Source organism: Rubrivivax albus (genome assembly GCF_004016515.1).
In the GTDB taxonomy this organism is placed as follows: domain Bacteria; phylum Pseudomonadota; class Gammaproteobacteria; order Burkholderiales; family Burkholderiaceae_C; genus Rubrivivax; species Rubrivivax albus.
The window spans coordinates 161828-185248 of the sequence record NZ_SACT01000010.1 but is presented as its reverse complement, the minus strand read 5'-3'; the positions used below and the strand labels follow the sequence as shown (position 1 = coordinate 185248).

Here is a 23421-nt window from a genome sequence, read left to right as displayed (position 1 = left end):
CAGCTTAGGCAGCACCTGTTATTTCTCAAACTACAAAGAAGTAGAGTGAACATATCCAGAAGAAATATGGCGGTGTGCCTGCTGGCCGGTCCGGTGGTCCTGGCCGGCTGCCAGACGGCGCCGAGCACACCGCCTGCGCCGGCGGCGCCGACACCCGCCGCACCGGCGACGCCTGTGGCGCCGCCGCCCCCGCCTCCGCCCCCACCGCCGCCCCGCATCGGTCTGGCCCTGGGCGGCGGTGCCGCCCGTGGCTTTGCCCACATCGGCGTCATCCAGGTGCTCGAGGAAGCCGGCATCCGCCCCGACCTGGTGGCCGGCACCTCGGCCGGCAGCCTGGTGGCGGCGCTGTGGGCATCGGGGCACGACGGCGCGGCGCTGGCCCGCCTGGGCGCGTCGATGGCGGAATCCGCGATCGCCGACTGGGGCTTCCCCGGCCGCGGCCTGCTGCGCGGCGATGCGCTGGCCCGCTACGTGCGCGACCAGACCGGTGGTCGCACCATCGAACGGATGCCGCGCGTTCTGGGCATCGTCGCCACGGATCTCGACAGTGGAGAAGCGGTGCTGTTCCGCCGTGGCGACACTGGCCTGGCGGTGCGCGCGTCAAGCGCCGTGCCCGCCGTCTTCACGCCGGTGGGCATCGGTGGTCGGGAGTACGTCGACGGCGGCCTGGTGGCACCGGTGCCGGTGAGCCAAGCGCGTCAGATGGGCGCGGAACTCGTGATCGCGGTGGACATCGGCGAGGCACCGCAGGGCCAGCCCACGGGCGACCCGTTCCGCCTGCTGCTGCAGACCTTCTCGATCATGGGGCGCAGCCTGAGCCGCCACGAACTGCGCGGCGCCGATGTCGTCATCCGACCGGCGCTGGACGGCGTGCCGGGCACCGACTTCGCGGCCCGCCACCGGGCCATCGCGGCGGGGCGGGACGCGGCCCTGGCCGCGCTGCCCGCACTGCGGGCGCGGCTCGCGGCCTTCCGGCGCGTCGAACCCTGAGGCGCAGGCCGCCAAAGAAAAACGGCCCGGGGAGACCCGGGCCGGAATGGAACCAACGCGAGGTTCCGAGGAGACAACCTTCCAGAGAGACCCGGGGATGGCCCGGGCACAGGCTCTGATCAGGCAGGGCAGCGGAAGTTCCGCCGCCCCGCCCGAGGCGGTCGATGCGCCGTGATCAGGCGGCGCGGCGCGACTTGGCGGCCGTCTGCGTGGCCTTGACGGCGGTGCTGGTCACGGCCTGGAAGTTGGCTTCGGCCACTTCGGCGGCCTGCTTGGCGGCCTTCTGCACGCTCTCGAAGGCGTTGTTGGCGGCGGCCACGGCCGACTTCACCAGAGCCACGGCGTTCTCGGTGCCGGCCGGCGCGTTCTTCACGGCGGTGTCGACCACGGCCATCATCTTCTTCTGCGCGTCGGCAAACTGGGCTTCGGCGACCTTGGTCACCTCGGCATTGGTGCCCGCGGCGATGTCGTACAGGTGGCGGCTGTAGGCGGCGGCCTTCTCGGCGCTGGGCTGCAGCATCGCGGCCTGGAGGGCCAGCAGTTCCTGCGCGTCCTTGACCGACAGCATGGCCTTGCTCGCGTCGGCAGCTTCCGTCAGGCTCGACTTGGCAACCTGCAGGTTCAGCTCGACGAGCTTTTCCACGCCTTCGAAGGCCTTGTTGGTCAGGCCGAAGAGGGTGTCGACATTGGCCTTGTGGGCGGCCATCATCTGTTCAGCGGTGAAGGGGGTCATCATGGGCTCCGTTCTTCAGGGTTCAGGAATCGGCATGCCCGGACTTCGCTTTCGGGCATCTTTGCTGCACTGCAGCATGATTCGAAGTATAGGGGCCGCCGGACGCAATGCAAGCTATTTTTGTTGCGCCGCAACATTCTAGGGAGCTGTCTCCAGGACCTGCTGGCCACGGGCCGCGGAAGCCCCGCTCGGGCGGCGTGTATTCTGGGCACCGGCCAAGGAGGCGCGGATGCTGGTGTTGACGCTGATCGGCGGCACGGATCGCAAGGAGGGGCCCCCCACGACGGTGCAGGTGCCAGCTGGCCGCGACCGCTACGTGATCGGTCGCGACCCGGCCTGTGACTGGGCCTTGCCCGACCGCAGTCTCGCCTTGTCGGCCCGCCACTGCGAGCTCCTGTCCACACCGCGCGGCTGGGTGCTGCGGGACCTGTCCACGAATGGCACCTTCGTCAACCGGTCTGCCGTGCGCATGGACGGCGAGCAGTTGCTGCGTGACGGTGATCGGGTGGAGATGGGCCCCTATGCGTTCGCGGTGTCGCTGCGTGGCGCGCCGGCGTCCGACATGGCGGCTCGGGTGCAGCCCCATGCGCCGCCGGTGGAGGCGCCGTCACCGGCCACGACGGTCGAAGACACGGCACCGCTGGTGATGCCACCGGCCCGCGGCGGCGACCCTGCCGCATCGGCCCCACTGCCGGTCGACGACGACGATGCCCTCACGCGGATCCGGCCCGCGCCGGCCGCCGCGCCCAAGCCACCGCCGGCGGCCGCGTCACCCCTGCCCGTACCCGTCGCACCTGGGCCTGGCGGCGCGCCCGGCGCTTCGTCGGCCCCGCCCGCAGCGGGCACCGCCACGGCGGCCGGTGCCGGTGCCATGCTCGCGGGCCAGGGCTTGCCACCGGGGGCGCTGGACGGGCTGTCGCCGGCCGAACAGGCGGCCCGGATCGGCGCGCTGCTGCGGGCCGCGGTGGACCTGCTGCGCGACCAGCTCGCGCGCCAGGCGCGGGTGCGCAGCGCGCTGGGGTCCCGCCGCGCCGCCGCGTTGCCGCTGGTGTCGCCGTTGCAGCTGGCGCCCGACACCGACCAGGCCCTGCGCTGGCTTCTCGCCGGCGATCCCCATGCGTTGCTGGCGCAGGTGGGCCAAAGCCTCGCCGACCACGACCGAAGGCTGCTGTCGGCCTTCGATGGCGCGGCCGAACGCCTGGCCGCCGATCTGTCCCCGCAGGCGCTGGCGCGTGCGATGCCCGGCGCCGACGCTGCCGGGCGGGACGCCTTGTACGCCGTGCTCTGGCAACGCCTGGGGCTGTCCGACTCCGGCGCAGACTGGGAAGCCGGTCTGCGCGCGGCAGCGCGCCACCATCTGGCCAGTGCCTATGACGACGGTGACCCTTGACCACAGGCCGCCGGAACCACCCCGCGGCGCACGGCAGGAGACACGCTGATGGCCGACGACTTCTTCCAGTACGGTGCGGCAAGCCCTGCGCCCGCGCCGACCCCCTCCGCCGTGCCACCGCCCGCGCCGCGCCTGCTGTCCGAACTGGGCGACGCCGACTGGGCGCATCTGATCGGTTTCATGACGCGCCGCCGCTACCCGGCCGGTGCGGTGATCCTGGCGGTCGGCCAGCTGGCGCCTGCGCTGGTGTTCGTGGCCAACGGTCACCTGCGCGTGACGGTGCCCGGTCAGCCGTCGGAACGGCGAGGTGAAGGCGACGTGGCCGGCATGCTCGGCTTCCTGGACGCCGCACCGGCGGCCGCCGAGGTGGTGGCCGAGACCGAGGTCGACCTGCTGATGCTCACGCCGCAGGCGCTGCAGCAACTCGGTGCCTGGCAGCCGCGCATCGCGCTGGCCCTGCTGCGCGACCTGGCGGCCCACGTGGCCCTGCGGCTGCGCCGGCTGCAGCCGGCGGACTGAGGGCTGCGCATGCCGGTGGCCAGCCCCGCCCCGCTGAACTTCTTTGCCAACTACACGCAGCGGCCAGCGCGTGTGCCGGTGGCGGTCTGGTGGGCCCTGCGGGTGGTGGTGCTGCTGACGGTGCTGGCCTTGATCGGCGGGCTGATCTGGGCGCCCACCCTGGGCCTGCGGCTGTTCTGGGGCTTGGCGGTGCCGGTGCTGCCGGCGCTGCTGGTCGTGGCGCCGGGCCTGTGGCGCCAGGTCTGCCCGATGGCCACGCTCAACCAGATCCCGCGCCAGGCCGGCGTCTCGCGCGGGCGCGACCTGCCGGCCGTGGCGAAGACCTGGGCCTTCTCGGTGGCGCTGGTCCTGTTCGTCGGTGCCGTCGCACTGCGGGCGCCGCTGCTCAACCACGACGGCGCGGCGCTGGCCGCCGTGCTCGGCGCTGTGCTCGTCCTGGCGCTGGCGGGCGGCTGGTGGTTCAAGGGCCGCAGCGGCTGGTGCGGCACGTTCTGTCCGCTGGGGCCGATCCAGCGCGACTACGGCCAGGCGCCGCTGGTGGTGGTGCGCAATGGCTTCTGCGAGCCCTGTCTGGGCTGCCAGAAGAACTGCTACGACTTCAACCCGCGCGCCGCCGTGTTCAGCGACGTCTACGACGACGACCCGCGCTGGGCCGGCCAGCGGCGGCTGTTCATCGGCCTGATGCCGGGGCTGATCCTCGGCTACTTCCTGGGCGGTGCCGGCGCCCAGGCCACGGCGGCGGCCAATGGCCTGGCGCTGGCCGCCGGCGCGGCGGCGTCGGCCGGGGCCTATGCGCTGGCCGTGGCCTTCGTGCCGACCACGCCCTACCGCATCTCGATGGCCTTCGGTGCGGTGGCGCTGGCGGTGTTCTATGCCTTCGCCGGGCCGGTGATCGTCGACACGCTGGCCTGGCTGGCGGGGGCCGAGCCCCTTGGGGTCCTGCGCGACGCGGCGCAAGGGCTGGGCGTCGTGCTGGCCGGCGCGCTGGCGGTCGGCGGCCTGCGCGCCGAGCGCCATTACCGCGAGGCCCAGGCCGCACGCGCGAAGAAGCCGGCGGCGGCGCCGACGCACGCCGACGAGACCCGCACCCAGATCGGCGGCGGCCGGGCGTTGAAGGACCGGCTGGCGGGCCAGGCGGGGCAGCCCGAGGTCACCGACCGCGCCACCGGCATCGCCTTCCAAGTGGCGCCGGAGCAGACCCTGCTGGAGGCCATCGAGCACGCCGGCCTGAAGATCGCCTATGGCTGCCGGGCCGGGGTCTGCGGCGCCGACCCGGTGGCCGTGTGCGACGGTGGCGAGCATCTCTCGCCGCCCGACGACGACGAGCTCGCCACGCTGCAGCGCCTGGGGCTGGAGGGCCGGGCGCGGCTGGCCTGCATGTGCACGGTGCGCGGGCCGGTGGTGATCGACCGTGACCCGCGCGCGGGCGAGGCGCCGGTGAGCGTGCTGCGCCGGCCCCAGGTGGACAAGGCGCAGGCCGCGGGCATCGGCCGCGTGGTCATCGTCGGCGACGGGGTGGCCGGCATGAGCGCGGCCGAGGCGCTGCGCCGCGACAGCGGCAGTCTGCGCATCACCCTCGTCGGCAACGAGCCGGTGCCGTTCTACAACCGCATGGGCATCGGCCGCCTGGTCTACGACGACGACACCGCAGGCGCGTTGCAGGCGTTGCGCCTCGTTCCCGACGACTGGGCCACGGGGCGCGACGTGACGGTGCACCGCGGCGCCGTGGCCGTGCGCCTGGACCGCGAGAACCGCCGCGTGGGCCTGAACACCGGCGAGTGGCTGCGCTACGACCGGCTGATCCTGGCCACCGGTGCGCGCTCGGCGCCGCCGGACGACCGGTTCCTGACCCATCCCAACGCCTTCGTGCTGCGCAGCGCCGACGACGCGCAGCAGATCCGCGCCTGGGTCAAGCAGCATGGCAGCCGGCGTGCGCTGGTGGTGGGCGGCGGCGTGCTGGGCGTGGAGGCCGCCGACGCGCTGCACCACCTGGGCCTGAAGGTGACGCTGCTTCAGCGCGCCGACCGGCTGATGAACGCGCAGCTCGACGCGCCTGGCGCGGCGCGGCTGGCGCACTACCTGGAGAGCATCGGCATCCAGGTGGGCACGCGCATGTCGGTGGCCCGCTACGACGGCGAGCCGCTGCTGACGCATGCCTGGCTGGCCCACGGCCCGCGCGTGCGCGCCGACCTCTTCGTCGCCTGCCTGGGCATCCAGCCCAACGTGCACCTGGCGCAGGCTGCCGGGTTGAACGTCAACCGCGGCATCGTGGTCGACGCCGCGATGCGCACCAGCGACCCGCTGATCCAGGCCATCGGCGACGTGGCGGAACTGCCGGGCCAGCCGGGCGGCCTGTGGCCCGTGGGCGCGGCGCAGGCGGCCGCGGCCGTCGGTGCGCTGTGGGGTGACGGCGCGTCGTATCAGCCGCCGCGCATCGTGCTGCAGCTCAAGTGCGACGGCATCGACCTGCGCAGCTGGGGCGACGTGGCGCCGAAGCCCGGCGACACGGTGCACCACGCGCGCGCCGACGACCTGGCCTGGTGGCAGCTGATCCTGCGCGGCGGGGCGCTGGCGGGCGGCCTGTGGGTGGGGCCACCGGGCAGCGCCAAGGCCTTCACCAAGCTGCTGCAGAAACCCGAGCCCGACGCGCTGCAGGCCTTCGTGGCATCGTCGGGCGCGTGATCGCCTACCACGCCGACGCCTTCGTGCTCCCGCTGCCGCCGGGGCACACCTTCCCGATGAGCAAGTACCGCCTGCTGCGCGAGGCGGTGGAGCGCGAGCTGCCCGCCATCCGCGTCACCGAGGCGCCGCCGGCCAGCGACGGTGAACTGGCGCTGGCGCACACGCCGCGCTGGATCCAGGCGGTGGCCGAGGGGCTGACGTCCGATGCCGAGCAGCGCGAGATCGGCTTCCCGTGGTCGCAACGCGTGGCCGAGCGCGCGCGGCGCTCGGTGGGCGCCACCATCGCCGCTGCGCGCGCGGCGCTGGCCGGAGAGGGCGTGGCGGCCAACCTGGCCGGCGGCACCCACCACGCCTATGCGCACAAGGGTTCGGGCTACTGCGTCTTCAACGACGTGGCCGTGGCCGCGCGGCTGATGCAGGCGGAATGGCACCGCCGGCACCGGCACCTGCAGCGCATGCTGCGCGTGATCGTCATCGACCTGGACGTGCACCAGGGCAACGGCACGGCCGCCATCTTTGCCGATGACCCCAGCGTCTTCACGCTGTCGCTGCATGGCGAGAAGAACTTCCCGCACCGCAAGGAGGCGAGCGACCTGGACGTGGCCCTGCCGGACGGCTGCGGCGACGCCGAGTACCTGACAGCGCTGGACGAGGCGCTGGACCATGCCTGGGCGCGCACCGCCGACGCGCCGCCCGGCCTGGCCTTCTACCTGGCCGGTGCCGACCCGCACGAGAACGACCGCCTGGGTCGGCTCAAGCTGAGCGCCGACGGTCTGGCCGAACGGGACCGGCGGGTGTTCGACGCGCTGGCCACGCGCGGCATCCCGGTGGCCGTGAGCATGGCCGGCGGCTACGGGCGCGACCTGGCCACCACGGTGGCGATCCAGCAGTGCACGCTGGCCCTCGCGCTGCAGAGCTGGCAGGCGCGTCGCGCCGAGGCCAGCGCGGATTCGGGTGGCATTGTGGGAACTGCGAAGCATTCGGGCCAACATTCGATGGAACAATCAGGCGCATGAGCTTCACCCCGGAGACGATCGCCGCCGTCGATGCGGCGATCACCTCGCGCCGGTCCATCCGCGCCTTCCTGCCCACGCCGGTGGCACGCGAGACGATCGAGCAGATCCTCACCGTCGCCGCACGCGCACCGTCGGGCACCAACACCCAGCCCTGGAAGGTCACGGTGCTCACCGGCGACGCCAAGGCACGGCTGTCCGCCGCCATCCAGGCGGCGTACGACGACCCGGTGCAGCGCGCGGCGCACAGCGAGGAGTACGCCTACTACCCCACCGAGTGGCAGTCGCCCTACATCGACCGCCGGCGCAAGGTGGGCTGGGACCTCTACGGACTGCTGGGCATCGCCAAGACCGACAAGGCCCGCATGCATGCCCAGCACGGCCGCAACTACGACTTCTTCGGCGCGCCGGTGGGCCTGATCTTCACCATCGACCGCGTGATGCAGCAGGGCAGCTGGCTGGACTACGGCATGTTCCTGCAGAACATCATGGTCGCCGCCCGGGCCCGTGGGCTGGACACCTGCCCGCAGGCCGCGTTCACCCAGTGGCACCGCATCATCGCGACCCAGCTGCAGCTGCCGGATGCGGAGATGGTGGTCTGCGGCATGTCGCTCGGCCATGCCGACCCGGCCGCGGTGGAGAACACTCTGGTCACCGACCGCGAGCCGGTGGCCGGCTTCACCCGGTTCCTGACATGACGCCGTCGGTCCTGGTCGCGCGGGCGATCTACCCGGAGACGCTGGCGCGCCTGCGTGAACACTTCGTCGTCGAGGCCAATCCCGACGACACCGTGTACACGCCCGCGGAGTTGTCGGCCCGGCTGAAGGGCAAGCTCGGCGCCCTGACCACCGGCAGCGAGCGCATCGACGCCGCGGTGCTCGACGCTCACCCGCAGCTGCGCGTGGTGGCCAACATGGCGGTGGGTTACAACAACCTGGACATCGCCGCCTTCGACGCCCGCGGCGTGCTGGCCACCAACACGCCCGACGTGCTGACCGAGACCACCGCGGACTTCGGCTTTGCGCTGATGATGGCCACCGCGCGCCGCATGGCCGAGAGCGAGCATTACCTGCGCGCCGGCCGCTGGACCAAGTGGTCCTACGACATGTTTGCCGGCGCCGAGGTGCACGGCAGCACGTTGGGCATCCTGGGCATGGGCCGCATCGGCCAGGCCATCGCGCGGCGTGGCGCACTGGGCTTCGGCATGAAGGTCCTGTATCACAACCGCAGCCGCCTGCCGGCCGCGCAGGAAGCGCCGCTGGGCGCCATCTGGGTCGACAAGGCCACGCTGCTTCGACAGGCCGACCACCTGGTACTGGTGCTGCCGTATTCGGCCGCCAGCCACCACGCCATCGGTGCGGCCGAACTGGCGCAGATGAAGCCCACCGCCACGCTGACCAACATCGCACGGGGCGGCATCGTCGACGACGCGGCGCTGGCCGCGGCGCTGCGCGAGCGGCGCATCGCAGCGGCCGGCCTGGACGTGTTCGAGGGCGAGCCGGCGGTGCACCCGGACCTGCTCACCGTGCCCAACGTGGTGCTCACACCGCACATCGCCAGCGCCACCCATCGCACACGCCGTGCGATGGCCGAGCTGGCCGCGGACAACCTGATCGCGGCCCTGACCGGCGGCACGCCGCCGACGCCGGTGAACCCGGGCGTGCTGCCCTTGACGGGTGTCTGAACTACAGCTGTGCGATCGGCAGGGCCGGCGCGTCCTCGCCGATGCCCATCGCCTGCGCCAGCTGGGTCAGGTCGGCCTCGAGCCGAGCCAGTGTCGCATCGTCCAGGCGGTCCAGCGCCTGCACCAACAGCCCGGTGTAGGGCCCGGGCGCCTTGGCCAGCAGGTCCGTGCCCGCGGGCAGCAGCCGAAGCTGGACGGCGCGGCGGTCGGCGCCTTCGCGCGCGGTGGACACCAGCTCACGGTCGACCAGCGCGCGCACCAGGTTGCTGGCCGTGGACTGGTGGATGTGCATGGTGCGCGCCAGCCCGCCCACGCCGATGCCGGGCTGTGCGCCGATGATGCCCAGCGCCCAGACCTGGGCACCACCGATGCCGACGTGCTTCTCCACCTGCTGGTAGTGGTTGCGCGTGGCGGTGAACACCTGGCGGAAGCGCCTGAGCACGCGCGCCGGCGCTTGGGCCGGCTGGGTGCTGTCGGTGGGCGAGGGCGTGTCGGACATGCGGCGATGATAGTGGGCGTCCTGCCCCCGGCCAGGGCCGGCGACCGTCGACGTGGGCCTGCGCCGCTTGAGCCCGAGGAGTTTCGACGTTGAGCCTGCACCAACCCCTGCACCATCCCGACTGGCGGGCCCGCCTGCGCGGCGAACTGACCGAATGGCGCCCGTGGATCACCCGCGGTGTCGTGCTCGCCTTCGCCGCCGCAGCGGGCCTGGTGGTGGCCGGGTTCACCTGGCTGGCGGAGATGGCCTTTCACCAGTTCCAGCGCATCGAGCAGGCCGCCTGGTGGGCGCCACTGCTGTGGATGCCGCTGGCCACCGCCGTCATCGTGTGGCTGACGCGCCGCTTCCTGCCCGGCGCGGCCGGTTCGGGCATCCCGCAGGTGGTGGCCGCGATGGAGGACACCACACCGGCCGGCAAGCGCGGCCTGTACGTGTCGATGAAGCTGGCCATCGGCAAGGTGGTGCTGACCTCCGGGGGGCTGCTGGCCGGCCTGTCGCTGGGACGCGAAGGGCCGTCGGTGCAGATTGCCGCCGGCGTGATGCACAGCGCCCGCCGCTGGCTGCCCGACCGGCACACCATCAGCGAGCACGGCCTGCTGATGGCCGGGGGCGCCGCTGGCATCGCGGCGGCCTTCAACACGCCGCTGGGTGGGGTCATGTTCGCCATCGAGGAGCTCTGGCACCGCCGGGAACAGCGCAGCAGCGCGCTGTTGATCTCGGCCATCGTGCTGGCCGGTCTGATGGCGGTGTCGATCTACGGCAACAACAGCTACTTCGGCCGCATCCTGGTGCCGCAGCTGGGCTGGTCGCTGTTCGGGCCGGGGCTGCTGATCGCGGTGGTCTGCGGGCTGGCCGGTGGCCTGTTCTCGCGCCTGCTGATCGTGTCGCTGGCCGGTGGCAAGGACATCTTCAGCCGCCAGCGGGCCCGCGCGCCCGTGCGCTTTGCCGCCGGCTGCGCGCTGCTGGTGGCGGTGATCGGCGTGGTCACACAAGGTGCCACCTTCGGCAGCGGCTACGAACAGACCAAGGTCCTGCTCGAAGGCGAGCGCACCGGCGAGTTGCTTTACACGCCGCTGAAGCTGATCGCCACGTGGCTGACCACGTGGACCGGCGTGCCAGCCGGTGTGTTCGCGCCGTCGCTGGCCGTGGGGGCCGGCATCGGCAGCGATGTGGCAGCACTGATCGGCTTCGCAGAGCGGCCCGCACTGATCGCGCTGGGCATGGCCGGTTTCCTGGCCGCGGTGACGCAGGCGCCGTTGACCGCCTTCATCATCGTGATGGAGATGATCAACGGCCATTCCATGGTGCTGAGCCTGATGGCCTGCGCCCTCATCGCCAGCGGCATCTCTCGGCTGATCAGTGCGCCGCTGTACCCGGCGCTGGCGCGGCTGCAGCTGCTGCGTCTGGGCGTGCCGCTGGAGCCCGAAAAAAAGGGAGCCCACCACACAAGGTAGAGGGCTCCGCAAAGGTCGCTTCTGTCCGCCTCGCCCACGCGGGGTGTTCGAGGCACCTGCAGTGTATTTGATCAAATGCGATCGTGGCGTGAAATTTCACGCCGCGCAGGGTCATCGTCGGTGCGCTGAGACAATCGCGGCATGACGGACCCGGCTTTCGATCCCTGGCTGGTGGCGCTGGCCGCCCTGGCCGTGCTGAACCTGCTGGTGCTGGTCTGGCTCGTGCTGCGGGGGCGCGACGACCGCACGCCGGCCCAGATCGACCAGCTCGAACGCGACCTGCGCGACGAGCTGGGCCGTCAGTCGCAGGCCACGCGCGGGGACCTGGCCACCTTCCAGCAGATGCTGCTGGCGCAGTCCGGCGACGTGGCGCGCACGCAGAACGAGCAGATCGACGCCTTCCGCGTGCAGCTGGCGGCCACCCAGAGCACGCTGACCCAGCAGGCCCAGGCGCTGCAGGCCACGCTGACCGAGCAGCAGCGTGCGCAGCAGACCGCGCTGGGCGACCAGCAGCGGCAGTTGCAGAGCACCCTCGTGCAGCAGGCCCAGGCGGCCCGCGAGGCCCAGGACGCTGCGCTGCGCCGCCTGGCCGAGGCCATGGAGCAGCGCCTGGCGCGGCTGCAGGAGGGCAACGAGGCCAAGCTCGAACAGATGCGTGCCACGGTGGACGAGAAGCTGCACGCCACGCTGGAGCAGCGTCTGGGCGAGAGCTTCAAGCAGGTGGCCGAGCGCCTGGAGCAGGTGCACCGAGGTCTGGGCGAGATGCAGACGCTGGCGCGCGACGTGGGCGCGCTCAACCGCGTGCTGACCAACGTGAAGACGCGCGGCGTGTTTGGCGAGGTGCAGCTGGCCGGCCTGCTGGAACAGGTGTTCACGCCCGACCAGTACGCGCGCAACGTGGCCACGCTGCCGGGCAGCCAGGCCTACGTGGAGTTCGCGATCAAGTTGCCGGGCCAGCGCGCGGACGGCGCGCCGCTGTGGCTGCCCATCGACGCCAAGTTCCCGCGCGAGGACTACGAACGCCTGCTCGATGCCCACGAGCGCGCCGATGCTGCCGGTGCGGAGGCCGCCGCCAAGGGCATCGAGACCCAGCTGCGGCTGGAGGCGAAGACGATCCGCGAGAAGTACGTGGGCCCGCCGCACACCACCGACTTCGCCATCCTCTTCGTGCCGACCGAGGGCCTGTACGCCGAGGCGCTGCGCCGCCCGGGGCTGGTGGAGGGCCTGCAGCGCGAGCACAAGGTGATGCTGGCCGGGCCGACCACGCTGCTGGCCACGCTCAACAGCCTGCAGATGGGCTTCCGCACGCTGGCGCTGGAGAAGCGCTCGGCCGAGGTCTGGGAGGTCCTGGGGGCGGTGAAGACCGAGTTCGGCAAGTTCGGCGACGTGCTGGCCAAGACGCGCAAGAAGCTGCAGGAAGCGGGGAACACCATCGAGGCGGCCGAGGTGCGCACACGCGCGATGGCGCGCCAGCTGCGCGGCGTGGAGGCCTTGCCCGACGCCCGCGCGAGCCAGTTGCTGCCCGGAGGCGCCGCGCTGGCGGACGACGCCGCCATCGACGAGACCGCCGTCGAGTGAGCGCACCCGCTTGAGCGCCGACGCTGTCTCGGGCGGGCCATCGCCAGGCTTTGGCCGTCTGCTCGCGGCACTGGTGGCTAGCCAGGTGGGCCTGCACGCGGCCATGACCGGCCTGCGCATGGCCGCACCGCTGGACGCGCTGGCGCGCGGCGCCACGCCGTGGCGCGTGGGCGTGCTGCTGGCGTTGTTCGCCGCCGCCCCGGTGCTGCTGGCCATGACAGCCGGGCGCCTGGCCGACCGGTGGGGCTTCCACCGCCCGGTGCACATCGCCGGCGGTCTGTGCTGCGCGGGCCTGCTGCTGGCGGCCGTGTCCGCCGCGTTCCAGGGCTGGCCTGCGGGAGCATTGCTGGCCGCAGGGGCGGTGGCGGCCGGTGCCGGGGCCAACATTGGGCTGATCGCGGTGCAGCGCACCGGTGGCCTGACCGCGCGTGACCCGGTGGAGCGCGTGCGCGTGTTCAGCTGGCTGGGCATCGCGCCGTCGCTGGCCAACGTCATCGGCCCGGTGACGGTCGGCCTGCTGATCGACGCTGCCGGTTTCGGAGTGGCCTATGCGGCGCTGCTGGTGCTGCCGCTGGCCAGCCTGCTGGCTGCACGCGCCGTTCCGGTGGCGGCAGCACCCGGCCGGGCTCGCGACGGGGGCAGCGCACCCCTGGGCGAGCTGTTCGCCCTGCCGGGCATGAAGCGCCTGCTGGCGGTGAACTGGCTGCTGTCGATGTGCTGGGACGTGCACAGCTTCGCCGTGCCCATCCTCGGCCACGAGCGGGGCTTCAGCGCCACCACCATCGGTCTCGTGCTGGGCAGCTTCACGCTGTCGGTCACCGGCGTGCGCGTGCTGATCCCGCTGCTCGCGCGCCACCTGCAGCCGGCGCGGGTGGTGGCCGGCGCCATGCTCGGCACGGCGCTGATCTTCGCCGTCTACCCGCTAGTGACCCAGCCCTGGCTGATGGGCGCCTGCGCCGTGGCGCTGGGGGTCACCCTGGGCTGCGTGCAGCCGATGCTGATGACGGTGCTGCACCACCTGACGCCGGAGGACCGGCACGGCCAGGCGCTGGCCTTTCGCTCCATGACGATCAACGGTTCCAGCACCGTGATGCCGCTGCTCTTCGGCGCTGCCGGTGCGGCCATCGGCGCGGCGTCGATGTTCTGGATCGTGGGTGCCCTGGTGGGCTCGGGCGCCTGGCTGGCCCGGCGGTTGCGGGCCTGAGCGCCGCGCCAGCCGTCAGAACCGGATGCCGGTCGTGCCTTCGGGGCCGGTCTCGGCGTCTACGGGCGTGGCCGGTGCCGGCGGTGGCACGGGCGGCGCGTTCGGCGCGGGCGCGGGCAGGGGGGCCCGGGCCACCAGCGGCGTGGGGGCCGGCGGTGCCCAGGTGCGCGGCAGGCGCGATTCGCGCGGGTAGCCGGCGGCGTCGAGGTAGGACGTCCAGTCGCCGGCGGAGAAACCGCGCAGCGCCTGCCCACCCACGGTGAGCGAGGGCACGGTGCGCCCGCCAATGGTGCGCTCCAGCGCGGCCACGTCGTCGTTGCTGACGATCTGGCGCTCGGTGTAGGGCACGCCGCGCTGCTTGAGCAGGTCGCGCCCGCTGTCGCAGGGCGGGCAGTTCTCGGCCGTGAACAGCGTGACCGGGAAGCGTGCTGCGGTGCGCTGCAGGTCGGCAGGCAGGGCGCTGCCCGCAGCCGGCTCGGCCACCGGGGCGCGCCGGCCGATCTCGGTGACGCGCACGCTGCCGTCGGCGGGTGGTCGGTCGGTGTAGGTGACGCGGCCATCAGGGCCGACGACCTTGTACTGCGCCGCCGCCGGGCCGGCGCCGGCCAGCAGGAGGGCCGCGGAGAGGACCGACAGGGCGTGCAGCGTGCGCATGCGTGGAATCTAACGCGTGGTGGCCCCAGCCTCAACGCCAAAAGCGCCTTTGTGCACCAGCCCTTGGTGCCGGAGCAACGCCTCCAACCGTGCCGGCCGGCCCCGGAAGGCCTGGAAGCTGTCCTGGGCCGGGCGGCTGCCGCCGGTGCCCAGCACCTCGCGGCGCCAGCGCGCACCGGTGGCCGCATCGAACAGCCCGGCCTCCTCGAACGCCGCAAAGGCGTCGGCCGACAGCACCTCGGCCCAGTGGTAGCCGTAGTACCCGGCGGCATACCCACCATCGAAGACATGCAGGAAGGCGTGCGGCCAGCGGTCGTCGTCCGGCCGGCGCAGCAGCGAGACCTCGGCCTCGACCTCGCGCGCCAGCGCCAGCACGCGCTCGCCGGCGCCGGGCTCGGCATGCAGCCGCATGTCGAACAGCCCGTACTCCACCCCGCGCAGCATGCGCAGGCCGGCACCGAAGTGGCGGGCCGCCGTCAGGCGGTCGAACAGGTCGCGCGGCAACGGTGCGCCGGTGTCCACCTGGGCCGTGAGCCGCTGCAGCACCGGCCATTCCCACGCGAAGTTCTCCATGAACTGGCTGGGCAGTTCGGCGGCGTCCCACTCGACGCCGCAGATGCCCGACAGCGAGAGTTCGTCCACCTCGGTCAGCAGGTGGTGCAGGCCGTGGCCGAACTCGTGGAACAGCGTGATCACCTCGTCGTGCGTGAGCAGCGACGGCCGGCCGCCGACCGGCGGCGCGAAGTTGCAGACCAGGTGGGCCTGTGGCCGTTGGACGCGGCCGTCGGGCCGTTGCCACCGCGTGCGCACCTCGTCCATCCAGGCGCCGCTCTGCTTGCCGGGACGGGCGTACGGGTCGAGCCAGAAGCGTCCGATCTCGACCTCGCCTTGCAGCACCCGGTGGTGGGTGACATCCGCGTGCCAGGCGGGCGCATCGGCAACCTCGATGCGCACGCCCAGCACCTGCTCGATGAGCTCGAAGAGACCACGCAACACCTGCGGCAGCGGGAACCAGGGGCGCAGCATCTCGTCGTCGATGCCGTGGCGACGATGCTTGAGCTTTTCGCCGACATAGGCCCGGTCCCAGGGCTGCAATGCGTCCAGGCCCAGGGTCCTGGCATGGGCCTGCAGGTCGGCGAGTTCCTGTTCCGCAAAGGGGCGGGCACGGCGGGCGAGGTCGCGAAGGAAGTCCAGCACCTCTTCCATGCTGCCGGCCATCTTGGGCACGAGCGACAGCGCGGCAAAGTGCGGGCGGCCCAGCAGCGTGGCCTGGTCGTGGCGCAGGGCCAGGATCTCCCGCATCAGCGGGCCGTTGTCCTGTTCGGCGGGGCCGAGGTCGCTGGCCAGCCGCCCGTGGGCGCGGTAGACCGTCTCGCGCAGCGCGCGGTCGTCGGCCGTGGCCAGCAGCGGCAGTCGACAGGGCGCGTGCAGTGTCAGGCGCGCCAGGTCGGCTTCCTGGACGCCGGCGTCGGCCGCCGCGCCGCGCGCGGCCTGCACCACGTCGGCCGGCAGGCCGGCGAGGCGGGAGACCGGCACGTCCAGGTGCCAGGCGTCGGTGGCGTCGAGCACGTGTTCGCCATAGCGCTGCGACAGTTCGGCCAGGCGCGCCTCGATGGCGGCGAAACGCTCGCGCGCCGGACCCTCCAGCGCGGCGCCGCCCAGCTCGAAGTCGCGCAGCGCATCGGCCACCGCCTTGCGGCGGACGGCGGGCAGCGCGGCGAAGTCGGGCGCGTCGGCGATGGCTCGGGTCTTGGCGTAGAGCGGTCGGTCGGCCGCCAGCCGCGTGAAGAAGTCGGTGACGCGGGCCAGGTTGTCACCGTAGGCAGCGCGCAGGGCGGGCGTGTCCACCACGGCGTGCAGGTGGCCGACATGGCCCCAGACGCGGCGCAGACGTTCCACCGGCGCATCGAGCACGCGCGCGAGCGCGTCGGCCCCGGCGGGCACATCGGGCGAGCCCGCGGCCGCGAGGGCCGTCTCGGCCTCGGCCAGCAGCACGTCCAGCGCAGGCGTGACATGCGACGCCTCGATGGCGTCGAAGCGCGGCAGGTCGCGCTCGTCGAGCAGCGGGTTCAACGGAGCCTGGCTCAAGGTCACAGCCCGGACCCTGCCGCCTCCAGCGTGTTGACGAGCAGCATGGCACGGGTCATCGGGCCCACGCCGCCGGGCACCGGGGTGATCCAGCCGGCGACCTGGCGCACGTTGTCGAAGTCGACGTCGCCGCAGAGCTTGCCCTCGGAGTTGCGGTTCATGCCCACGTCGATGACCACGGCACCGGGCTTGACCATGTCGTGTGTGAGCACGTTGCGCTTGCCGACCGCGGCGACGACGATGTCGGCCTGGCGTGTGAAGTGGCCAAGGTCCGGGGTTGCGCTGTGGCACACGGTGACGGTGGCGCTGGCCTGCAGCAGCAGCATGGCCATGGGCTTGCCGACGATGTTGCTGCGCCCGATGACCACGGCATGCTTGCCGCGCGGATCACAACCGATGGATTCCAGCATCTTCATGCAGCCATAGGGCGTGCAGGGTCGGAAGCCCGGGCGGCCCACCATCAGCGCGCCGGCGGATGCGACGTGGAAGCCGTCGACATCCTTGGCCGGCGCGATGGTCTCGATCACCCGCTGCGCGTCGATGTGCCGTGGCAGCGGCAGCTGCACCAGGATGCCGTGCACCGCCGGGTCGGCGTTCAGTGCCGCGATGCGCGCCAGCAGATCGGCCTCGCTCAGCGTGGCCGGGTGGCGCTCGAGCAGCGAGCGCATGCCCACGCCCTCGCAGTCGGCCACCTTGTGCTTCACGTACACCTGCGAGGCCGGGTCGTCACCGACGAGGATCACCGCCAAGCCCGGGGGCGCCGCAAGCGTCTTCACCTTCTCGGCCACCTGGGCACGGATGCGGGCGGCCAGGGCATTGCCGTCGATCAGTTGGGCGCTCATCGGAATCTCCTTCGCTGAAACAAGAAGGCCGCCTGGAATCAAGCGGCCTTCGGTGCGGGCGTGGCGCTCAGGCCTTGCTCTGGGCCCCCAGCGCGATCTTCAGCAGGTCGGCCACGGTGTTGGCGTTGAGCTTCTCCATGATGTTGGCGCGGTGCGCCTCCACCGTCTTGATGCTGATGCCCAGGTCGTCGGCGATCTGCTTGTTCAGCCGGCCGGCGACGATGCGCTCGAGCACCTGGCCTTCGCGCGTGGTCAGGCGCGACAGCAGCGCGTCGCGGCTGGCCTGCTCCTGGTGGGCGCTGAACGCGGTGCGGGCCTGTTCCAGCATGCGCTCGACCAGCGACAGCAGTTCCTCTTCCTTGAAGGGCTTCTCGATGAAGTCCATCGCGCCCTTCTTCATCGTCGTCACCGCCATCGGCACGTCGCCGTGGCCGGTGATGAAGACCACGGGCAGCGGGCTCTTGCGTTCGAGCAGGCGGTCCTGCAGTTCCAGGCCGCTCATCCCGTCCATGCGGATGTCGGCGATCAGGCAGGCCACTTCGCGCGGGTCGAAGCGCGCGAGGAACGATTCAGAGGAGTCGAAGCACTTGACGCGGTAGTCCTTGCCTTCGAGCAGCCACTGCAGCGAATCGCGCACGGCCTCGTCGTCGTCGACGACGTAGACGGTGCCTTTCTTGGGGATCAGGCTCATTCAGGAGGTCACGGTGGGGTTGGAGGCAACGCCCGCATCGGCGGCGTCGGCGGCGCGGGCCGCCAGTTCCACCGGCAGCGTGAACGAAAAACGGCACCCGGCGACCTGATCGCCATTGTAGAGGTTCTCCGCACGCATCCGGCCGCGGTGGGACTCGACGATGGTGCGGCACAGGCCCAGGCCAATGCCCAGGCCCTCGGGCTTGGTGGAGAAGAAGGCCTCGTACAGCCGCTGCGACACCTCCGGCGGCAGGCCGGGGCCCTGGTCGGTGACGCTGAACTCTATGACGCCGCCTTCCTCGGGTGTGTGGCGCGGCACCACGCGCAGCTCGATGTGACGGCGCGCCGGCGGCATCTGCGCGCCGTCGATCGCCTCGGCGGCGTTCTTCAGCAGGTTCAGCAGCACCTGCTCGATGAGGATGGGGTCGACCATCAGGTCGGGCAGGCGCTGCGCCACGTAGACGCGGATGGCCACGTTGCGCCGGCGCAGTTCGATGTTGGCCAGCTCCACCGCGTCCTCCACCATCTTGCTGGCCTGTGCCGGCTGCCGCTGCGGCTCGCTGCGCTTCACGAAGGCGCGGATGCGGTGGATGATCTGGCCGGCGCGCTGGGCCTGCTTTGCCGTCTTCTGCAGCGCGGCGATGAGGTCGTCGGTGCCGATGCTGCCGGCCTTCACGCGCGAGACCATGCCGTTGCAGTAGTTGGTGATCGCGGTCAGCGGCTGGTTGAGTTCGTGCGCCACCGAACTGGCCATCTCGCCCATCGTGACCAGCCGGCTCGTGACCTGCGCCTTCTCCGCCTGCGCGTCGGCGATCTCCTCGGCGCGCACGCGGGCGGTGATGTCGGTGGCGATGATCATCTGCGCCAGGCGGCCATCGGTCCACTGCAGGTAGCGCGCGCGCACGTCGAACCACTTCTGCAGCGTCTCGACGAAGACCTCCCGCGGGTGGATGCCGGCTTCGGTGAGTTCCTGTGCCGGCAGGCCGGAGAGTTCGTCGTAGTCGTCGCTGGTGACGGGTTCGTCGTCGGCCACGCCGCCGGCCAGCAGCGCATGGCCACGCGGGTCGCTGCCGAACCACAGGCGGTAGGAGCGGTTGACGAACAGCAGTTCGCGCTGCTGCACCGACAGCACCGACACCGAGGCGTCCAGCCCCTCGAGCACGGTGGTGAAGCGCTCGTGGCTGGCCGAGAGCTGATCGCGGATGCGCTTGGCCTCGGTGATGTTGGTCACGCTGGTCATCCAGCCGGTCTGCTGGCCCTTGGGGTCCACCAGGGGCGAGATGTACATGCGGGCGTCGAACTGCGTGCCGTCCTTGCGCATCACCCGCACTTCGATCCCGCCGGCCGGGCTGCGGCCCTGCAGTTCCTGTTGCAGCAGGCGCGCGTTCTCCTCGATGCGGTCGGGTGGCCAGTAGGGGAAGGGCGGCGTGCGGCCGATGAGTTCCGCCTCGCCGAAGCCCACCATGTTGCAGAAGGCGGCGTTGACGTAGCTGATGCGGCCTTCCAGGTCCATGGCGCGCATGCCCGTGGGCATGGAGTTCTCCATCGCGCGGCGGAAGTTGGTCTCCTGCACCAGCTCGCGCTGGATCTGCGCACGCCGCCGCATGTGGCGCCAGCTGCCCAGCAGCATCCACACCGTCAGCACCGACAGCGCCACCACCATCCAGAACAGCGTGTTGCCGATCAGGCCGATGGATGTGCGGTAGCCCTCGGCGCGCAGCAGCAGGCCGTTGAGCGCCGGGACCAGCGGCAGGTCCTGCACGATGGTGGCGGGGCGGGTGGCCGCTCCTGGCATGGCCGTGACGGTGCTCGCATGCGTGCGCCCGGCCAGGTCGACGATGCTGATGCGGTGGCGGGCCGACACATCGGCTGGCACCTCGTAGCGCAGCAGCGCGTCGACCGCGTACTCCACCACCAGTGCGCCGGCGAAGACCGAGCCGTCGACCAGCGGCACGTGCAGCTGGAACACTGCGGCACCGGTGCTGTCGGCGAAGATCGTCGAGTAGGTGGGCTGCAGGCGTTGGCGCGCGGTGCGGAAGGCGCCTTCGGCCGCGCTGGGCGCCCCTTCGATCGGCCGCGAGGTGCGCGAGGATTCCTCGTCGGGCGGCAGCGCACCATGGTGCAACGGCGACCAGTGGATGGCCAGTGGCCGGCGGCGCACGTCGTACCAGGCCATGTGCGTGATCTCGGGCCGGTCGCGGGCGAAGGTCTCGATCACCGGCAGCAGGGCCTCGCCGGCGATGGGCCGGGCCGACAGCCCGCCGGCCAGCCGCACCAGCTGCTCCTGGTTCTGGATCAGGCGCAGGCCCAGCTGCTGCTGGATGACCTCCACGTCACGCTTGACCGATTCGGCCTCCCGCTCGAATTCCTCGTTGCGCAGGTACCAGAACGCCGAGATGATGGCCGCGAGGAACAGCAGCACCGACACCAGCGGTGCCACGGTGACGAATCGGTCCTGCCGCGACGGCGACTGGCGGCGCCACCAGCGGCCCAGCAGGCGTTGCAGGCCGGAGGCGGGGTGCCGCGTCGGTGGCGAGCCCGAAGGTGGGCGAGGGGCCGGGGTCATCGATCGATTATCGCGGGGCGAACCGGTTCGCCATTCATAATGTGAAATGCATAGGCACTATTTGAAATTCCAGAACTTTGTGCCACACTGCCGCCCCAGCGCACTTCAACCATCAAGGAGACAACGATGTCCGCTGTGCCGAGCCCGCTGAACGCGCTGGCCGCCCCCGATGCCGATGCCCAGGAAACCCGCGAATGGCTGGATGCACTCGGCGCGCTGATCGAGACGGAAGGCCGTGAACGCGGGCACTACATCCTCGAGCAGCTGTTGGAAGAGGCGCGTGAGCGCGGCATCGACATGCCGTTCTCGGCGACCACCGGTTATGTCAACACCATCGAGCCGGAAGACGAGGCCAAGAGCCCGGGCAATCTGGAGCTCGAAGGCCGGCTGCGGGCCTACATGCGCTGGAACGCCATGGCCATGGTGGTCAAGGCCAACCGGCTGCACCCGGAGGACGGTGGCGACCTCGGTGGCCACATCAGCAGCTTCCAGAGCCTGGCGCACATGTTTGCCGCCGGCTTCAACCACTTCTGGCATGCCGACGACGGCGTGCACGGCGGCGACCTGCTCTACATCCAGGGCCACAGCGCGCCCGGCATCTACGCCCGCGCCTTCCTGGAAGGCCGCATCAGCGAGGAGCAGCTGCTGAACTTCCGCCAGGAGGTGGGTGGCAAGGGCCTGTCGAGCTACCCGCACCCGAAGTTGATGCCGGAGTTCTGGCAGTTCCCGACCGTCAGCATGGGCCTGGGCCCGCTGATGGCCATCTACCAGGCGCGCTTCCTGAAGTACCTGCATGCGCGCGGCATCGCCGACACGTCCAAGCGAAAGGTCTGGGTCTTCTGCGGCGACGGCGAGATGGACGAGCCCGAGAGCCTGGGCGCGATCGGCCTGGCCGCGCGCGAAAAGCTGGACAACCTGGTGTTCGTCATCAACTGCAACCTGCAGCGGCTGGACGGCCCGGTGCGCGGCAACGGCAAGATCATCCAGGAGCTCGAGGGCGAGTTCCGCGGCTCGGGCTGGAACGTGCTCAAGCTGATCTGGGGCAGCAACTGGGACCCGCTGCTGGCCAAGGACAAGGACGGCGCGCTGCGCAAGATCATGCTGGACACGCTGGACGGCGACTACCAGGCCTTCAAGGCCAACGACGGCGCCTTCGTCCGCAAGAACTTCTTCGGCCGCGACCCGCGCACGCTGGAGATGGTGTCGAAGATGACCGACGAGCAGGTCTGGGCGCTGCGTCGCGGCGGCCACGACGCGGCCAAGGTCTACGCGGCTTTCCACCAGGCCAACAGCCACCAGGGCCAGCCCACGGTGCTGCTGGTCAAGACCGTCAAGGGCTGGGGCATGGGCCGCGCCGGCGAGGGCAAGAACACGGCGCACCAGACCAAGAAGCTGACCGACGAGGACATCCGCTACTTCCGCGACCGCTTCAACATCCCGATCCCCGACAGCGAGCTGCCGAAGATCCCGTTCTACAAGCCGGCCGACGACACGCCGGAGATGAAGTACCTGCACGAGCGCCGCCAGGCCCTGGGCGGCTACCTGCCCAAGCGCCGCCCGAAGGCCGACGAGCAGTTCACCGTGCCGCCGCTGGAGACCTTCAAGGCGGTGCTGGAACCCACGGCCGAGGGCCGCGAGATCAGCACCACGCAGGCCTACGTGCGCTTCCTGACCCAGCTGCTGCGCGACAAGGACCTGGGCCCGCGCACGGTGCCCATCTTGGTCGACGAGGCGCGCACCTTCGGCATGGAAGGCCTGTTCCGCCAGATCGGCATCTACAACCCCGAGGGGCAGAAGTACACGCCGGTCGACAAGGACCAGGTCATGTACTACAAGGAGGACAAGGCCGGCCAGATCCTGCAGGAAGGCATCAACGAGGCGGGCGGCATGGCCAGTTGGATCGCCGCAGCGACGTCGTACTCGACGAACAACCGCGTGATGATCCCCTTCTACATCTACTACTCGATGTTCGGCTTCCAGCGCATCGGCGACCTGGCCTGGGCCGCCGGCGACATGCAGGCGCGGGGCTTCCTGCTCGGCGGCACCAGCGGCCGCACCACGCTCAACGGCGAGGGCCTGCAGCACGAGGACGGCCACAGCCACATCCTGGCCGGCACGATCCCCAACTGCATCAGCTACGACCCGACCTTCGCACACGAGGTGGGCGTGATCATCCACCATGGCTTGAAGCGCATGGTGGAGCAGCAGGACAACGTCTTCTACTACCTGACCCTGCTCAACGAGAACTACCCGATGCCCGGCCTGAAGCCCGGCACCGAGGAGCAGATCATCAAGGGCATGTACCTGCTGGAGGAAGGCGCGAAGAAGACGCCGCGCGTCAACCTGCTGGGCAGCGGCACCATCCTGCGCGAGAGCATGGCCGCGCGCCAGCTGCTGGAGGCCGACTGGGGCGTGGCCGCCAACGTCTGGAGCTGCCCCAGCTTCAACGAGCTGGCGCGCGACGGCCAGGACTGCGAGCGCTGGAACCTGCTGCACCCCACGGCCGAGGCGCGCGTGCCCTACGTGACGCAGCAGCTCGGCGCACACGCCGGGCCGGTGATCGCCAGCACCGACTACATCAAGAACTACGCCGAGCAGATCCGGGCCTTCATCCCCAAGGGCCGGGCCTACAAGGTGCTGGGCACCGACGGCTTCGGCCGCAGCGACTTCCGCAGCCGGCTGCGCGAGCACTTCGAGATCAACCGCCACTACATCGTCGTGGCCGCGTTGAAGGCGCTGGCCGACGAGGGCACGGTGCCGGCCGCCAAGGTGGCCGAGGCGATCGCGAAGTACGGCCTGTCGGTCGACCGCGTGAACCCGCTGTACGCCTGAAGC

18 protein-coding genes are annotated in these 23421 nt (G+C 71.3%); 11 read left to right on the top strand and 7 right to left on the bottom strand.

Going from position 1 to position 23421, the window contains the following annotated elements:
- Window positions 1-66 precede the first annotated feature (66 nt).
- Window positions 67-990 carry a patatin-like phospholipase family protein gene (locus ENE75_RS22705; RefSeq protein ID WP_128201121.1) on the top strand — a complete coding sequence of 308 codons (924 nt, stop codon included), beginning with the start codon at window positions 67-69 and terminating at the stop codon, window positions 988-990.
- A 175-nt stretch (window positions 991-1165) separates the two neighbouring features.
- Here the strand turns inward: ENE75_RS22705 and phaP are convergent, their stop codons facing one another.
- Window positions 1166-1723 carry a TIGR01841 family phasin gene (gene phaP, locus ENE75_RS22700; protein ID WP_128200976.1) on the bottom strand — a complete coding sequence of 186 codons (558 nt, stop codon included), beginning with the start codon at window positions 1721-1723 and terminating at the stop codon, window positions 1166-1168.
- Window positions 1724-1952: 229 nt separating this feature from the next.
- Between phaP and ENE75_RS22695 the strand changes: the two genes are divergently transcribed.
- From ENE75_RS22695 to ENE75_RS22670, 6 genes are read left to right on the top strand one after another with little or no spacing between them, the layout of a single operon-like run.
- On the top strand, window positions 1953-3113 hold the full coding sequence (locus ENE75_RS22695) for a type VI secretion system-associated FHA domain protein (protein ID WP_128200975.1): 1161 nt from the start codon (window positions 1953-1955) through the stop codon (window positions 3111-3113).
- A 48-nt stretch (window positions 3114-3161) separates the two neighbouring features.
- Complete coding sequence (locus tag ENE75_RS22690; RefSeq protein ID WP_128200973.1) at window positions 3162-3632, top strand: cyclic nucleotide-binding domain-containing protein; 471 nt, start codon at window positions 3162-3164, stop codon at window positions 3630-3632.
- A 9-nt stretch (window positions 3633-3641) separates the two neighbouring features.
- Complete coding sequence (locus tag ENE75_RS22685) at window positions 3642-6314, top strand: FAD-dependent oxidoreductase (RefSeq protein WP_128200972.1); 2673 nt, start codon at window positions 3642-3644, stop codon at window positions 6312-6314.
- Window positions 6311-7330, top strand: coding sequence for a histone deacetylase family protein (locus ENE75_RS22680; protein ID WP_199232392.1), 1020 nt, complete (start codon window positions 6311-6313; stop codon window positions 7328-7330). The genes ENE75_RS22685 and ENE75_RS22680 overlap by 4 nt, the downstream gene beginning before the upstream one ends.
- Window positions 7327-8025: a nitroreductase gene (locus ENE75_RS22675; RefSeq protein WP_128200970.1), complete on the top strand. Its 699-nt coding sequence runs from the start codon at window positions 7327-7329 to the stop codon at window positions 8023-8025. Before ENE75_RS22680 ends, ENE75_RS22675 begins: the two co-directional genes overlap by 4 nt.
- On the top strand, window positions 8022-9011 hold the full coding sequence (locus tag ENE75_RS22670) for a 2-hydroxyacid dehydrogenase (protein WP_128200968.1): 990 nt from the start codon (window positions 8022-8024) through the stop codon (window positions 9009-9011). Before ENE75_RS22675 ends, ENE75_RS22670 begins: the two co-directional genes overlap by 4 nt.
- A 1-nt stretch (window position 9012) precedes the next feature.
- On the opposite strand, the gene ENE75_RS22665 is transcribed toward ENE75_RS22670, so the two are convergent.
- Entirely contained in the window at window positions 9013-9510 is a 498-nt protein-coding gene (locus tag ENE75_RS22665; protein ID WP_128200966.1) for a MarR family winged helix-turn-helix transcriptional regulator, read from the bottom strand.
- Between the two features lie 89 nt (window positions 9511-9599).
- Here ENE75_RS22665 and ENE75_RS22660 point away from each other — a divergent pair, with 89 nt between their 5' ends.
- From ENE75_RS22660 to ENE75_RS22650, 3 genes are all read left to right on the top strand, one after another.
- Window positions 9600-10964, top strand: coding sequence for a chloride channel protein (locus ENE75_RS22660; RefSeq protein ID WP_375138505.1), 1365 nt, complete (start codon window positions 9600-9602; stop codon window positions 10962-10964).
- Between the two features lie 141 nt (window positions 10965-11105).
- On the top strand, window positions 11106-12542 hold the full coding sequence (locus tag ENE75_RS22655) for a DNA recombination protein RmuC (RefSeq protein ID WP_128200964.1): 1437 nt from the start codon (window positions 11106-11108) through the stop codon (window positions 12540-12542).
- Window positions 12543-12552: 10 nt separating this feature from the next.
- Window positions 12553-13746, top strand: a complete 1194-nt coding sequence (locus tag ENE75_RS22650) for an MFS transporter (RefSeq protein ID WP_233259223.1) — start codon at window positions 12553-12555, stop codon at window positions 13744-13746.
- 15 nt (window positions 13747-13761) lie between these two features.
- Here the strand turns inward: ENE75_RS22650 and ENE75_RS22645 are convergent, their stop codons facing one another.
- From ENE75_RS22645 to ENE75_RS22625, 5 genes are all read right to left on the bottom strand, one after another.
- Window positions 13762-14400, bottom strand: a complete 639-nt coding sequence (locus ENE75_RS22645) for a glutaredoxin domain-containing protein (protein WP_128200963.1) — start codon at window positions 14398-14400, stop codon at window positions 13762-13764.
- Window positions 14401-14409: 9 nt separating this feature from the next.
- Window positions 14410-16473 (bottom strand): M3 family metallopeptidase, encoded by a 2064-nt coding sequence (locus ENE75_RS22640; protein WP_128200961.1) that lies wholly within the window; start codon window positions 16471-16473, stop codon window positions 14410-14412.
- A gap of 17 nt (window positions 16474-16490) precedes the next feature.
- Window positions 16491-17330 (bottom strand): bifunctional methylenetetrahydrofolate dehydrogenase/methenyltetrahydrofolate cyclohydrolase FolD, encoded by an 840-nt coding sequence (gene folD / locus ENE75_RS22635; protein WP_128200959.1) that lies wholly within the window; start codon window positions 17328-17330, stop codon window positions 16491-16493.
- 67 nt (window positions 17331-17397) lie between these two features.
- Window positions 17398-18021: a response regulator transcription factor gene (locus ENE75_RS22630; protein WP_128200957.1), complete on the bottom strand. Its 624-nt coding sequence runs from the start codon at window positions 18019-18021 to the stop codon at window positions 17398-17400.
- Window positions 18022-20586 carry a PAS domain-containing sensor histidine kinase gene (locus ENE75_RS22625; RefSeq protein ID WP_128200955.1) on the bottom strand — a complete coding sequence of 855 codons (2565 nt, stop codon included), beginning with the start codon at window positions 20584-20586 and terminating at the stop codon, window positions 18022-18024.
- A gap of 126 nt (window positions 20587-20712) precedes the next feature.
- Here ENE75_RS22625 and aceE point away from each other — a divergent pair, with 126 nt between their 5' ends.
- Window positions 20713-23418 (top strand): pyruvate dehydrogenase (acetyl-transferring), homodimeric type, encoded by a 2706-nt coding sequence (aceE, locus tag ENE75_RS22620; protein WP_128200953.1) that lies wholly within the window; start codon window positions 20713-20715, stop codon window positions 23416-23418.
- Window positions 23419-23421: the final 3 nt, after the last annotated feature.

What these genes read in the sequence shown, in the direction of transcription:
- ENE75_RS22690 (WP_128200973.1), top strand. Translation starts at nt 3,162, where the DNA reads ATGGCCGACGACTTCTTCCAGTACGGTGCGGCAAGCCCTGCGCCCGCG.
- ENE75_RS22645 (WP_128200963.1), bottom strand. Translation starts at nt 14,400, where the DNA reads ATGCGCACGCTGCACGCCCTGTCGGTCCTCTCCGCGGCCCTCCTGCTG.
- ENE75_RS22625 (WP_128200955.1), bottom strand. Translation starts at nt 20,586, where the DNA reads ATGACCCCGGCCCCTCGCCCACCTTCGGGCTCGCCACCGACGCGGCAC.
- ENE75_RS22695 (WP_128200975.1), top strand. Translation starts at nt 1,953, where the DNA reads ATGCTGGTGTTGACGCTGATCGGCGGCACGGATCGCAAGGAGGGGCCC.
- ENE75_RS22665 (WP_128200966.1), bottom strand. Translation starts at nt 9,510, where the DNA reads ATGTCCGACACGCCCTCGCCCACCGACAGCACCCAGCCGGCCCAAGCG.
- phaP (WP_128200976.1), bottom strand. Translation starts at nt 1,723, where the DNA reads ATGACCCCCTTCACCGCTGAACAGATGATGGCCGCCCACAAGGCCAAT.
- aceE (WP_128200953.1), top strand. Translation starts at nt 20,713, where the DNA reads ATGTCCGCTGTGCCGAGCCCGCTGAACGCGCTGGCCGCCCCCGATGCC.
- ENE75_RS22630 (WP_128200957.1), bottom strand. Translation starts at nt 18,021, where the DNA reads ATGAGCCTGATCCCCAAGAAAGGCACCGTCTACGTCGTCGACGACGAC.
- ENE75_RS22675 (WP_128200970.1), top strand. Translation starts at nt 7,327, where the DNA reads ATGAGCTTCACCCCGGAGACGATCGCCGCCGTCGATGCGGCGATCACC.
- ENE75_RS22685 (WP_128200972.1), top strand. Translation starts at nt 3,642, where the DNA reads ATGCCGGTGGCCAGCCCCGCCCCGCTGAACTTCTTTGCCAACTACACG.
- ENE75_RS22655 (WP_128200964.1), top strand. Translation starts at nt 11,106, where the DNA reads ATGACGGACCCGGCTTTCGATCCCTGGCTGGTGGCGCTGGCCGCCCTG.
- ENE75_RS22670 (WP_128200968.1), top strand. Translation starts at nt 8,022, where the DNA reads ATGACGCCGTCGGTCCTGGTCGCGCGGGCGATCTACCCGGAGACGCTG.
- folD (WP_128200959.1), bottom strand. Translation starts at nt 17,330, where the DNA reads ATGAGCGCCCAACTGATCGACGGCAATGCCCTGGCCGCCCGCATCCGT.
- ENE75_RS22705 (WP_128201121.1), top strand. Translation starts at nt 67, where the DNA reads ATGGCGGTGTGCCTGCTGGCCGGTCCGGTGGTCCTGGCCGGCTGCCAG.